The organism is Parapedobacter koreensis (assembly GCF_900109365.1).
GTDB lineage: Bacteria > Bacteroidota > Bacteroidia > Sphingobacteriales > Sphingobacteriaceae > Parapedobacter > Parapedobacter koreensis.
Genome location: NZ_FNZR01000002.1, coordinates 577548 through 591088, shown reverse-complemented (window position 1 = coordinate 591088; position 13541 = coordinate 577548). Strand labels below are relative to the sequence as shown.

At 46.9% G+C, this 13541-nt stretch carries 12 protein-coding genes; 7 read left to right on the top strand and 5 right to left on the bottom strand.

The annotated features are described in order from the left end of the window. Positions 1-195: 195 nt before the first annotated feature. From dnaB to BMW65_RS06760, 5 genes are all read left to right on the top strand, one after another. Positions 196-1776 carry a replicative DNA helicase gene (gene dnaB, locus BMW65_RS06780; protein ID WP_090603867.1) on the top strand — a complete coding sequence of 527 codons (1581 nt, stop codon included), beginning with the start codon at positions 196-198 and terminating at the stop codon, positions 1774-1776. Positions 1777-1874: 98 nt separating this feature from the next. Beyond that, positions 1875-4145 (top strand): ATP-dependent helicase, encoded by a 2271-nt coding sequence (locus BMW65_RS06775; RefSeq protein WP_090603865.1) that lies wholly within the window; start codon positions 1875-1877, stop codon positions 4143-4145. A 26-nt stretch (positions 4146-4171) separates the two neighbouring features. Then, positions 4172-4819: a DUF4290 domain-containing protein gene (locus BMW65_RS06770; RefSeq protein ID WP_090604297.1), complete on the top strand. Its 648-nt coding sequence runs from the start codon at positions 4172-4174 to the stop codon at positions 4817-4819. Continuing rightward, positions 4816-6141, top strand: coding sequence for a UDP-N-acetylglucosamine 1-carboxyvinyltransferase (gene murA / locus BMW65_RS06765; RefSeq protein WP_090603863.1), 1326 nt, complete (start codon positions 4816-4818; stop codon positions 6139-6141). Before BMW65_RS06770 ends, murA begins: the two co-directional genes overlap by 4 nt. Before the next feature lie 115 nt (positions 6142-6256). Beyond that, positions 6257-6886 carry a YceI family protein gene (locus tag BMW65_RS06760; protein WP_090603861.1) on the top strand — a complete coding sequence of 210 codons (630 nt, stop codon included), beginning with the start codon at positions 6257-6259 and terminating at the stop codon, positions 6884-6886. Between the two features lie 95 nt (positions 6887-6981). On the opposite strand, the gene BMW65_RS06755 is transcribed toward BMW65_RS06760, so the two are convergent. The 5 genes from BMW65_RS06755 to BMW65_RS06735 all read right to left on the bottom strand — a co-directional run bounded on the left by BMW65_RS06755 (position 6982) and on the right by BMW65_RS06735 (position 11848). Next, the gene (locus BMW65_RS06755) at positions 6982-8343 is read right to left on the bottom strand and encodes a pyridoxal-phosphate dependent enzyme (RefSeq protein ID WP_090603859.1); all 1362 of its coding nucleotides are present in this window, start codon (positions 8341-8343) and stop codon (positions 6982-6984) included. A 65-nt stretch (positions 8344-8408) separates the two neighbouring features. Then, positions 8409-9230 carry an AMP nucleosidase gene (locus tag BMW65_RS06750; protein ID WP_090603857.1) on the bottom strand — a complete coding sequence of 274 codons (822 nt, stop codon included), beginning with the start codon at positions 9228-9230 and terminating at the stop codon, positions 8409-8411. A gap of 44 nt (positions 9231-9274) precedes the next feature. Beyond that, a complete protein-coding gene (gene clpX / locus BMW65_RS06745; protein WP_090603855.1) occupies positions 9275-10522 on the bottom strand; it encodes an ATP-dependent Clp protease ATP-binding subunit ClpX in 1248 nt (415 codons plus the stop codon). 2 nt (positions 10523-10524) lie between these two features. Next, positions 10525-11220, bottom strand: coding sequence for an ATP-dependent Clp endopeptidase proteolytic subunit ClpP (clpP, locus tag BMW65_RS06740; protein WP_090603853.1), 696 nt, complete (start codon positions 11218-11220; stop codon positions 10525-10527). A gap of 166 nt (positions 11221-11386) precedes the next feature. Continuing rightward, positions 11387-11848, bottom strand: a complete 462-nt coding sequence (locus BMW65_RS06735) for a type I restriction enzyme HsdR N-terminal domain-containing protein (protein WP_090603851.1) — start codon at positions 11846-11848, stop codon at positions 11387-11389. 118 nt (positions 11849-11966) lie between these two features. Here BMW65_RS06735 and holA point away from each other — a divergent pair, with 118 nt between their 5' ends. Next, the gene (gene holA, locus BMW65_RS06730) at positions 11967-12971 is read left to right on the top strand and encodes a DNA polymerase III subunit delta (protein WP_090603849.1); all 1005 of its coding nucleotides are present in this window, start codon (positions 11967-11969) and stop codon (positions 12969-12971) included. Further along, positions 12972-13529: a hypothetical protein gene (locus tag BMW65_RS06725; protein WP_090603846.1), complete on the top strand. Its 558-nt coding sequence runs from the start codon at positions 12972-12974 to the stop codon at positions 13527-13529. It abuts the gene before it with no gap. Positions 13530-13541: the final 12 nt, after the last annotated feature.

Below are 13541 nucleotides of genomic sequence, written 5' to 3'. Positions count from 1 at the left end.
CGTGTTGATAACATGCGGGGCTAATTGCGCTTGTTTCAAGGTGAAACGTGTTGGCAAAAAGGATTTGTGAAGTGGCTGTTCAGAACTTATATAAGCGTACGAACCAAAAATCCATACATTTGTTTTGTTGATTTTCGGAGCAGCAACCGGTGATAGACCGCGCATCAATTCTACCACTTAAAGAGATATAATTATATGACGAATGAGAATGAATATGCCTTCAACCAAGCCGGCAATTCTTCACGGGGCACGTTTGCTGAACGGCGTACGCGCTTGAATAACCTTGTAAGTGGACTTGGGAAATTGCCTCCCCAGGCCGTCGATCTGGAGGAGGCGGTGCTGGGTGCACTGATGCTGGAGAAAAATGCACTTAGTGAGGTGATCGATATTCTCAAACCGGAAACTTTCTACGTAGAGGCGCACCAAAAGATATTCGAAGCGATCTATAACCTCTTCCAAAAAACGTCTCCGATAGACTTGCTTACCGTCACTGCTGAGCTCCGGAAAATGGCGGCCCTGGAATTGGTAGGAGGGGCTTATTACATCACACAGCTTACTGACCGTGTGGTTTCTGCCGCCAACATTGAATACCACGCCCGCATTGTTTCCCAGAAGTATATTCAACGTGAGCTCATTAAAGTATCTACGGAGATTATCAACAATGCGTATGAGGATACCACGGATATCTTCGATCTGTTGGACCATGCGGAGAAAAGCTTGTTCGATATTGCGCAGAACAACTTGAGGCGGGATACCCGTAAGATGGACGATATCATGCGGGAAGCAGTGGAAGCATTAGAAATGCTGCGGGATCGTACAGATGGCCTTACCGGCGTTCCCTCCGGCTTCACCGAGCTGGATCGGATGACCTCCGGATGGCAGCCCTCAGACTTGGTGATTGTGGCGGCCCGCCCAGCCATGGGTAAGACAGCCTTTGTTTTGAGCTGCGCACGTAATGCGGCGGTGGATCACGGTAAGCCTGTGGCGGTATTCTCGCTGGAAATGTCTTCCGTACAGTTGGTAAATCGTCTTATCGCCGGAGAAACCGAAATCGAACAGGAAAAACTCCGGAAAGGCAATTTGGCTGATCACGAGTGGACCCAAATGCATTCGCGTATCGGGCGGCTTACGCAGGCACCGTTGCTTATCGATGATACACCAGCGCTTAATATCTTTGAGTTCAGGGCCAAATGCCGCAGGCTGAAAGCGCAATATGATATACAGATGGTGATCGTGGATTACCTTCAGCTGATGCATGGCAAGAATGATGGTAAGGGAGGCAACCGCGAGCAGGAAATCGGCAGCATTTCACGCTCCCTGAAATCGGTGGCAAAGGAATTGAATATTCCGGTTATTGCCCTGTCACAGCTGAGCCGTGCCGTGGAAAGCCGTCCGGGAGGCAGCAAACGGCCTATGCTTTCCGACCTGCGTGAATCCGGTTCCATCGAGCAGGATGCCGATATGGTACTCTTCCTCTACCGGCCGGAATACTATGGCCTCACGGAAGATGAGGCCGGACGCCCAACAGCCGGGGTGGGGGAAGTCATCATCGCCAAACACCGAAATGGGGAGACCGGGACGGTACAATTGCGGTTCATTGGCAAGTATGTCAAATTTGCAGATCTGGAGGACGACTTCGCCTTTAGTGGGGAAACGGGATTCCCTGATGCAGGTTCGTTTTCGTCTGGTATGGCACCGTCTTCTTCATTCGACCAACCGGGAAGCATTATCCGGCAATCGCGCATGAACGACATGAATGACGATTCGCCTTTCTAAGCCATCGGTTTTTCAGTTGTCGGCAGTCCGTTTCCGGCTCTGCCGGTAATTTTGTACCTTTACACCGCAATCGGAAAAGACATAAGAGGAACAGGATTTTGGACTATTTAGCAGGTTTGAACCCTTCACAGCGGGCCGCGGTAGAACAAACCGAGGGGCCCGTAATGATAGTGGCCGGAGCAGGGTCTGGCAAAACGCGGGTAATTACTTACCGGGTAGCTCATTTGGTACGCCGTGGCGTAGACCCCTTCAATATCTTGGTGCTGACATTTACCAATAAGGCGGCCAAGGAGATGCGTGAGCGCATCATGAAGGTGGTGGGTAATGAAGCAAAGAATATCTGGATGGGCACCTTCCACTCCGTATTTGCCAAAATACTGCGGGTGGAAGCCGAACATATTGGCTATCCGCGGAATTTTACCATCTACGATACTGATGACAGTAAAAGCCTCATCCGTAGCATTCTCAAAGAAATGCAACTGGATGATAAGTTGTACAACGCAGGCTTTGTATACAACCGGATTTCATCGGCGAAAAACAACTTGATATCTGCACAGGAATACCTTAATAATGATCAGGTACAGGCAGAGGATTACTCCAATGGCCGAGGACAGCTGGGGCAAATTTACCTCACCTTCACGCAACGCTGTTACAAGGCCGGCGCAATGGACTTCGACGATTTATTGTTCAAAACCAATGTGCTTTTCCGCGAATTTCCGGAAGTGCTGCACCGGTACCAACATAAGTTTAAATACCTTATGGTAGATGAGTATCAGGATACCAACTTTTCGCAGTACCTAATCGTACGAAAACTCGCAGCCATCAACGAAAACATATGTGTGGTAGGTGATGATGCACAGAGCATCTATGCCTTTCGTGGAGCAAACATCCAGAATATCCTCAATTTCGAGAAAGACTACTCCGACTTGAAGGTTTTCAAGCTGGAGCAGAACTACCGCTCGACACAGAATATCGTCAATGCTGCTAACAGCATCATCGCCAATAATCAAAACCAACTGAAGAAAAGTGTATTCTCTGAAAATGAGACGGGCGAAAAAATCAAGGTATGCCGGGCATTCAGCGATAATGAAGAGGGCAAGATAGTGGCTGAAGCTATCGCGCAGGAGCGATCGCTGAAAGGATGGAACTACCGCGATTTCGCCATCCTCTACCGCACCAATGCGCAATCACGGGCTATGGAGGAAGCCCTTCGTAAAATCAGTATCCCATATAAAATCTACGGAGGTACGTCTTTTTACCAACGTAAGGAGATTAAGGATTTGATTGCCTATTTCAGGTTGACATTCAACCCGAATGATGAAGAAGCCATCAAAAGAGTTATCAATTATCCTCGCAGGGGTATAGGGGACACCACGGTGGATCGTATCCTCATTGCAGCAGATAAACACCAACTGACGCTTTGGGACGTCATCAGCAACGCCGCAACCTACCTGGATGGCCGTAGTGCGGGGGCGGTGGGTATCTTTGCAACCATGATACAAGGATTTCAGGTGGTCGCCAAAGGCCATTCTGCTTTCGATGCCGCTATGCACATTGCCCAGCACTCAGGATTATTAAAGGATCTGTATCAAGATAAGTCTGTGGAAGGCCTTAGCCGGTATGAGAACATCCAGGAATTGCTCAACGGCATCAAGGAGTTCAGTGAGCGGGAAGATATCGAGGAAAAAGGGCTTGATGTCTTCATGCAGGACATTGCATTGCTCACGAATGACGATAATGATAAAAATCCCAATGCGGATACCGTGTCGTTGATGACCATCCACTCCTCCAAGGGGTTGGAGTTTCCCCATGTATTTATCGTGGGCTTGGAAGAAAATCTTTTTCCATCGCAATTGTCGCTTAATTCGCGCAGCGAACTGGAAGAAGAACGCAGGCTGTTTTACGTGGCGGTGACCCGTGCTGAAAAGAAACTGACATTGAGCTATGCTACGTCGCGATACCGCTGGGGTACCTTGAACAATTGCGAACCAAGCCGCTTTCTGGATGAGTTGAATCCGGCGTACCTCGAACTGGACTTCAAAGCCAGGACAACGCCTGAGAGCACCGCTTCCTTTGCCGACGAGCGCCAAGCATGGGGACAACGGGATATGTTTACTAAACCGAAGCCAAAGGTAGCACCAAAAACTACGGCTATATTGCCCAAGGCCCACACACCGAGCCCGGGATTTGCACCCTCGGATACCAGCGGCCTGCAAGTAGGCATGGAAGTAGAACACGAACGCTTTGGCTTCGGCAAGGTCATCAACCTGGAGGGAAATAAAAATGATGTAAAAGCAACTATTTTTTTCAAAGAATTGGGGCAGAAGCAATTGTTGCTTAAATTTGCGAAGTTGAGAATTGTGGGGTGAAAAAAGAATTACTATAATTTATGGAAATAGATTTTGATTACAATAGCACAAGGCCAAAACTAATTTTGGCGGAGTATGGACGGAATGTACAAAATATGGTGGATTATATCTGTACGTTGCCTACAAAAGAAGAGCGCAACCGCCATGCACAGGTCGTCATCGATATGATGGGATTCCTCAATCCACATCTCCGCGATGTGGCTGATTTCAAGCATAAGCTTTGGGATCACTTGCATATCATCTCGGATTTTAAAATTGATGTGGATTCGCCATATCCCATTCCTGAGCGGGATGCTATTCATCCGATGCCGGAGTTGCTGGACTATCCCCAACACCGGATAAGGTTTAAACACTATGGTCATACTGTTGAAATGATGATTGAAAAAGCCAAGCGGATTGGTGATTTGGAAAAAAGGAAAAGTATGACCCAATCCATCGCCAATTTTATGAAAATGGCCTATGTGACTTGGAATAAGGATTCCGTAGAGGATGAAACGATAATAACCGATCTTCACGAATTGTCTAATGGTGAATTGCAACTTGGATCTGATGTAAGCTTGACTAAGCTTGACTTCAAAACACCGCCCCCAGGTGTCCGGACAAAAGGCGGTGCCATACAGCAAAATAACAACGGGAAGAATAAAAAGCTGCAAAAGAAAAAGAAGAAGCATTGAATGCATTCGAAATTCACGGGGGAAAGCCGCTGAAAGGCGCTATCATTCCCCAAGGGGCGAAAAATGAAGCCTTACAAGTCTTATCGGCGGTGCTGTTGACCCCGGAGGAAGTGACGATAAGCAATGTGCCAGACATCAAGGACGTCAATAAACTCATTGAGCTACTTGGCGACCTTGGCGTACAGGTAACCCGGACAAGCAAAGACACCTATACTTTTCAGGCAAAAGATATTGACCTCGATTATTTTAGATCGACGGAATTTAAGAGCAAAGGTAGCGGGTTGCGCGGTTCCATCATGATCGTGGGGCCACTGCTTGCCCGATTTGGTAAGGCTGCAATTCCGAAACCCGGGGGAGATAAAATTGGTCGTAGGCGACTGGATACCCATTTTCTGGGGTTTGAAAAGTTGGGGGCAAGGTTTCACTATGACCCGGATGCCCATTTCTTTAATGTCGACGCAACCAATCTTACCGGTACGTATATTTTGATGGATGAAGCGTCGGTGACCGGAACAGCTAATGTCGTAATGGCAGCTGTGCTGGCTAAAGGTACGACCACGATCTATAATGCTGCCTGCGAACCCTACCTCCAACAGCTTTGTAAAATGCTGAACCGGATGGGAGCAAAAATCTCGGGCATAGGCTCCAACCTGCTGACCATTGAGGGCGTGGACTATTTGGGGGGTACCGAACACCGGATGTTGCCGGACATGATTGAAATAGGCTCCTTTATCGGCCTGGCTGCTATGACGGAATCGGAAATCACGATAAAAGATGTGCATTATCACGAATTGGGTATTATCCCGTCGGTCTTTGCAAAACTGGGTGTCCAGTTTGAACTCCGAGGCGATGATATCTATATTCCATCCCAAAAGAACTATGAGATTGATACCTTTATCGATGGTTCGATTCTGACCGTGGCCGATGCACCCTGGCCCGGCTTTACGCCCGACCTATTAAGTATCGTATTGGTCATGGCCACACAGGCGAAAGGGAATGTGCTTATCCATCAGAAAATGTTTGAAAGCAGGCTGTTTTTTGTTGATAAGCTGATTGATATGGGAGCCCAGATCATCCTCTGTGATCCACACCGGGCTACGGTAATCGGTCTCAACAAGGCTTTTAAGCTGCGGGGCATTGAAATGACCTCGCCGGATATCCGAGCGGGAGTTTCACTCTTAATTGCTGCGTTATCTGCTCAGGGCAAGTCCATTATCCATAACATCGAACAGATTGAGCGTGGATACCAAGATATTGAAAGCCGTCTGCAAGCCTTAGGGGCAGATATCAGGCGTGTTGAAACAAATCCATCGCTCCACTAAGAACAATTTTGTCTGATAATTGTTATTTTTCCAGTATAACGTGAAAAATGGCTGCCGATTCATATTTTTGCACAAAATAAATGTTTAACCATCAAATTACTTAATCGTTAGAATCATGGAAAAAGTGTTTTTATCATTAACAGCTGGGGTATGCTTATTGGTATCCTGTGTAAGCAATCCGGAAGGAAAAAAGGCAGAAACGACAGACAGTGTGGAAACAGCCGTTGCTGCTTCAGGCAATGAATTGGCGGTGGATACCACGGCATCTACCGTAACATGGACAGGAAGGAAAGTAAGTGGCCAACACCATGGTACTGTTAAGATTAAATCGGGATCATTGGCAGTCGAAGGCGGGAAGCTTGTCGGTGGCAATTTTGTCATTGATCTGAATACCATCACGAATCAAGATTTGGAAGGCGAATATAAGGGTAAGCTGGAAGGACACCTTAAATCAGCTGATTTCTTTGATGTGGAAAACCATCCTGAAGCAACGTTTGAGGTCACCGGCGTAACGGACGGAACCGAAGCTGGTGTGATAGTCGTTTCAGGTAACTTGACATTGCGCGGTGTCACTAAAAATATCACATTTGATGCTCACGTAGAAGAAGCAAGTGATACTGCTGTGAAAGCGACTGCAGATTTCAATATTGCCCGTGAGGATTGGGGCGTGAGTTACGCAGGCCAGGCTGACGACTTAATTAGCAAAGAGATCAACTTGAAAATTACACTGGTAGCTGGAGCATAACGGTTCAGTGGTACTTCGTCTTTAGTACTTAGTACATAGACGTAGTGCATTAGAAGATTTAAAAGCCTGGAACGATAAGTTTCGGGCTTTTTTACTTATCCGGAAATGGCATTGATGATATCGTATTGCGTGATAATCGCAAGCTCGCCCGACTCATCCTCCACCAACACGGCTTGGTTGTCTTGATGGATAAGGGATGATATCTTATCGATGGACGTACGGAGGTCCACAAAGGGGAAGGGCGAGGTACAGATTTCTACAACCTGGGCTGATCGTAACCCCGGATTTTCCAGCAACGCATGCAGGATGTCCGCTTCGGTAACTTTGCCAACGACCATTCCGTGCTGTGTCACGGGGATTTGCGAGATATTAAGCGTCTTCATCGTGTTGAACGTCTCCATCACGGATTGCTCCGCATCTGCTGTGACAATGGGCACGTTGCCGCGTTTTTTTAGGATGGATTGCGCTGTCAGTTTTTCGTCTTTGAGAAATCCGCGTTCGCGGAGCCAATCATCATTATACATTTTGCCCATATAGCGGGATCCGTGGTCATGTAAAATGACGACAACGACAGCATCATCGGTAAGCTTATCCCTAAGCTGCAAGAGGCCCGCTACGGCAGCTCCAGACGAATTACCTGCAAATATGCCTTCTTTACGCGCGATTTCGCGGGTCATCAACGCAGCATCCTTGTCCGTCACTTTCTCAAATAGATCAATAACGTCAAAATCCACGTTCTTTGGCAGAAAATCTTCCCCGATGCCTTCTGTGATGTATGGATAAATCTCGTCCTTGTCGAATACGCCTGTTTCCTTGTATTTCTTGAACACGGATCCATATGAATCGATTCCCCATACCTGTATGTTGGGATTTTTTTCCTTGAGGTACCTACCCACGCCGCTAATCGTGCCCCCGGTACCTACGCCTGCAACGAAGTGGGTGATTTTACCCTCCGTCTGTTCCCATATTTCCGGGCCTGTCTGCTCGTAGTGTGCTTGGGTATTGGAGAGGTTGTCGTATTGGTTTGCTTTCCATGAATTGGGGATTTCGCGTTCCAATCGGCTAGAAACCGAGTAGTAGGAGCGTGGATCTTCCGGGTCGACATTGGTGGGACAGACAATAACTTCGGCCCCGAATGCGCGCAGTGCATCGATTTTTTCCTTGGATTGCTTATCCGTGGTCGTAAAGATACACCGATACCCTTTGATGACGGCTGCAATGGCTAAGCCCATGCCGGTGTTGCCTGACGTACCCTCGATAATGGTTCCACCGGGTTTGAGCAATCCTGCCTTTTCGGCATCTTCAATCATTTTTACCGCCATCCGATCCTTAATGGAGTTGCCAGGATTTGCGGTTTCTACCTTGACCAATAAGGTGCCCCTTATGCCTTTGGTGATGGTATTGAGCTTGACCAAAGGCGTATTACCAATGGTTTCCAATATATTGTTGTGCCACATTGTCTACCCTTTTACTCGTTTTTACAAAAATAGGAATAAGGGTTGGTATGGGTAGCTGTAAACGATTAAAATTTCAGGTGTTTTACGGTAAGCCCGTTATTGATGAGTTGTCGCAGCGATTCAATACCTACCGTAAGGTGGGTTTCTACGTATGAGGCCGTGACACTGGAGTCACTCTCCACGGTTTTTACGCCCTCGGGGATCATCGGTTGGTCCGATACGAGAAGCAGGGCACCTGTAGGAATCTTGTTGGCAAAACCTACCGAAAAAATAGTAGCCGTTTCCATATCCACCAACATCGCACGGATACTTTTGAGGTAACGTTTGAACGCCCTGTCGTGCTCCCATACCCGTCTGTTCGTCGTATATACCGTGCCCGTCCAATAATCCAACGAATGATCGCGTATCGTCGTCGATATGGCCTTCTGCAACGCAAAAGCTGGCAATGCAGGTACTTCAGGCGGAAAATAGTCATTGGACGTACCTTCGCCCCGGATGGCGGCGATAGGGAGCACAAAATCGCCTATTTTATTCTTTTTCTTAAGCCCACCGGCTTTGCCCAAGAATAAAACTGCTTTGGGCGCAATAGCCGACAGCAGATCCATGACGGTGGCTGCCATGGGACTTCCCATGCCGAAATTGATTATCGTGATTCCTTCGGCAGTCACACTCTGCATTGGTTTGTCCAGTCCCATAATGGGGGCATTGTCGTGCATCTCGGAAAACAACTTAACGTAATTGGAAAAGTTGGTAAGCAGGATATATTTGCCGAATTCTTCCAACGGACGACTAGTATACCTGGGCAACCAGTTGTTCACGATATCCTCTTTTGTTTTTAGTCCCGGTTTGATCGGGCTTTGCACGGGCTTTATTTTTTCTTGTGCCATAACGATCTAAAATAAAAATCCCCCGTTTCAGGCGGGGGATTAGGTTATGCGGCTTTCAGCTTTTTCAAATCCGACTTTTCGAATTTGTGTTTGGCGTATTCGAGCGAGATATAAAACTCTTTTTGCTCAGTTTTACTCTTCGCGGAAGGAATCTCAAACATGGCATCCAGCATGATCGCCTCGCAGATGGAACGGAGCCCGCGAGCTCCGAGCTTAAATTCATCCGCCTTATCCACGATGAATTGAAATACGTCCTCGTCAAACTTCAATTCGACCCCTTCGTAGTCAAACAGCTTCCTGTATTGCTTTATCAAGGCATTTCTGGGCTCGGTAAGGATGTTCAACAACGTATCCTTGTCAAGGGGGTTGAGGTAAGTCAATACGGGTAACCTGCCGATAAGCTCAGGAATAAGCCCATAATTTTTGAGATCCTGCGGTGTAATGTATTTGTACAGGTTATTCATGTCGATATCGACATCTTCCTTGTTGACTTTATACCCAATGGTTTGCGTACGTAAACGGTTGGCTATTTTTTTCTGTATACCATCAAACGCTCCGCCACAAATAAACAGGATGTTGTTGGTATTCACGGCAATCATTTTCTGATCGGGATGCTTGCGCCCGCCCTGTGGTGGGACGTTTACAATCGTACCTTCCAAAATTTTCAAGAGTGCCTGTTGAACACCTTCACCGGATACATCGCGGGTAATGGAGGGGTTATCACTCTTCCGTGCGATTTTGTCAATCTCATCGATGTATATAATCCCCCGTTCGGCGGCAGCAACATCGTAATCCGCAGCTTGCAATAGGCGGGTAAGTATACTTTCCACATCTTCGCCAACATAGCCGGCTTCGGTAAGTACCGTCGCATCGCATATGCAGAAGGGCACATTCAGGATTTTGGCAATTGTCTTAGCCAGTAAGGTCTTGCCGGTTCCCGTCTCGCCAACCATGATGATGTTGGATTTCTCGATCTCGATTTCATCCTTATCAATCTTTTGGTTGAGCCGCTTGTAGTGGTTATAGACCGATACAGCCATCACCTTTTTTGCGTCATCTTGGCCAATGACATACTGATCAAGGTGCTCCTTAATCTCAATGGGGCGTATCAGCTTCAACGTGGTTTGAAGCGCCTTGCTTTTCCGGAGATTCATCTCTTCCGTCAGTATTTCATTGGCTTGGGTGATACAGCGATCGCAGATGTGCGCGCCGTCACCCGCAATGAGCATCAAAGCGTCTTGTTTACGTATCCCGCAAAATGAACAAGTCACTTCTTTCATATTTTTTGCCATTTTTATTTTTCCTTTTTGGAGGTAAGCACCTCATCTACCATGCCATGTTCTTTGGCTTCAGAAGAGGTCATCCAATAGTCGCGATCGGACGATTTCTCCACCCATTCATAGGGTTTTCCCGAATGTTGCGAAATGATTTCGTACAGCTCTTTTTTGAGTTTAAGCATTTCGCGGAGGTTGATTTCCATATCAGCTGCTACGCCTTGCGCACCACCGGAGGGCTGGTGTATCATCACCCGGGAATGGGTTAATGCTGCCCTTTTGCCCTTAGCACCGGCACAAAGCAATACGGCCCCCATGGAAGCTGCCATGCCTGTACAAATCGTAGCGACGTCAGGGGTAATATATTGCATCGTGTCATAAATACCTAATCCCGCGTAAACGCTTCCCCCCGGCGAATTGATGTAGATTTGGATATCACGGTGAGCATCTGCCGATTGTAAAAAGAGCAGCTGTGCCTGTATGATGTTTGCCACCTGATCAGTTACTGCGTCGCCAAGGAAAATGATGCGATCCATCATCAAACGTGAAAACACGTCCATCTGCGCTACGTTCAATTGCCGCTCTTCAATGATATAAGGCGTAAGCGATGTAGGCATCTTCTGTTCCACACGGGAGATGAAACCATCCACATGTTGGCTACCAATTCGATGGTGCTTAATTGCATATTTCCTGAATTCGTTTTTATCTATACCCATTTTTCTGTTGTGTTTAATCTACTAAGATAGGTTATTCCGTTTAATTTTTTATACCCAATACGGTACTACTCGTTGGGCAAACATCGATCCATTGCCTCTTGCCGTGAATATAACTGTCAAAATGCCTTATAAATTTACTGTCAGACTGTCTGTTTTAAGAGCGCATTCAGGCTCCAAGGGGGTATTCAGGCAAATCGTCCAAAAAGGTGAATGTTCCTCCCTCAAAATCGATCCGGCAATAGAAATGCTGTAAGCCATTGCTGACTAGCAAAAAAGGGATTCGATGTACTGTATTATAGTTGGCTATTTGTTCGAAAGTGGCTTGTGTAATTTTAACCGAAGGGGCCTTGAATTCAGCCAACAGAATCTTCTTGCCCAGGTTGTCATAGACGACCAAATCACTTCGCCTGGACATTTCATTTAGGGTAAGTCCTCCTTCGATTCTGATAAGTGCTCTGGGGTATTTTTTTGCACGGATAAGGTGTTGTACCCAATGTTGCCGCACCCATTCTTCGGGAGTCAGCACGAGTTGTTTTTTTCGCAGTTCGTCAAAGATAAACAATGCGGCTCCATCTCGTTGGATTTTAGCCGGATAGGCAGGCAAATTGAGGGGGATAGGGGTAAACATTTTACAAACTTAGCCAACTTGTGTCGAAAAGGCAAACCGCCAGACATGCTGAAAACTTTTTTTGCAGATGGAACATAATGTTTAATTTGGCGACGCGAAATTAAGTTCGCGCAAAAAGATGGATGCGAATAAGATCATAGCTGATATCAAAAGCAAGAAGCTCCAGCCGGTGTATTTGCTGCACGGGGAAGAACCGTATTACATCGATTTGGTGAGTAATTATATGGAGGAGCATGTGCTGGATGATGCCCAAAAGGGATTTGACCAAACGGTTTTGTATGGAAAGGATACCGATTTCACCACCATCGTAAATGCGGCTAAACGCTATCCGATGATGAGTGAATATCAAGTGATTGTCGTGAAGGAGGCGCAGAACCTTAAATGGAAGGACGATGCTTTGTTTACGGCATACTTGGAAAACCCAATGAAAAGCACTGTATTGGTGTTCGCTCATAAACACGCTAAATTCGACAAACGCAAAAAGAGCTATAAGCTGGCAGAGAAAATAGGGGTAGTGCTGGAATCGGCTAAGCTCTACGATGATAAAGTGGCACCCTGGATAACAGCGTTTGTGAAGGACAAGGGGTGGAACATTCACCCCCAGGCTGCGGCGATGATGGCGGAATACCTGGGCACTGATTTGTCTAAGGTGGTCAACGAGCTGGAAAAGTTGATGCTCAATGTGCCCAAGGGGCAGGAGATTACGGCGGGCGATATCGAACGCAACATTGGCATTAGCAAAGACTTCAATGTTTTTGAACTGAATACCGCCCTAGCCAAACGGGATGTCGGCAAAGCTTTCCAAATCGTAGACTATTTTGCCGCTAACCCACGCAGCAACCCTATACAGGTAATCCTGGGTGTCATGGGTGGGTATTTCACGAAAATATTAAAATACCATTACCTTGCTGATAAGTCCCCCCAAGTCGTGGCACGGGAACTTGGCGTGCATCCTTTTTTTACCAAGGAATATGATATAGCGGCGCGTAGTTACAACCGTCGGAAGACCTTTGACGTCATCGCTTACCTGCGTGAATATGATCTAAAATCAAAAGGGTTGAATGCGGTAAACATGGAACAAGGTGATTTGCTCAAGGAGTTGGTGTACAAAATCCTTTATTGAATGATGAGAAAAAACTGTTTTTTTGCAATTATTGGTTTATTGTTTTGTTTTCAGGTGCAGGCACAGCAACGCGGTACGTATACCTTGTTGCAAGCCGGAGGTCTTTTCGGTGTCGCAACCAGCAGCGATCAAAGTCCCATGCATGGTTATCAATTTCAGTTTGCATTTGGCCGTAATTTTTATGACAATGTTTATTTGGGCCTTGGTATTGGCACCGATGTCTATCGGGGCCGGACGACCCTGGCCGATGGCACCCGGTCCACCCGGCGGGTAAATACATTGCCAATATTCGCTGACTTTAGACTACCATTTGCTCAGCTATCTCCTTTGGGTAGCTTTGGCATGATGGCCAACGCCGGGTATGCCCCAAGCATTGGCAACGACTACTTCAAGGGATTCCTCGGCAAGGTAGGCGTCACCTATGCACATCTTTTAGTGGAGGGCTCAGACCTGCTGTTCAGTGCTGGTTATGGATTCCAGCAGTTCGATTCCAGCTTTTCAGGAAACACCTTTAGTCAGCATAACGTCTTCCTTACCGTGGGGCTTTTTGTGCATTGACGGTTTTTCCAA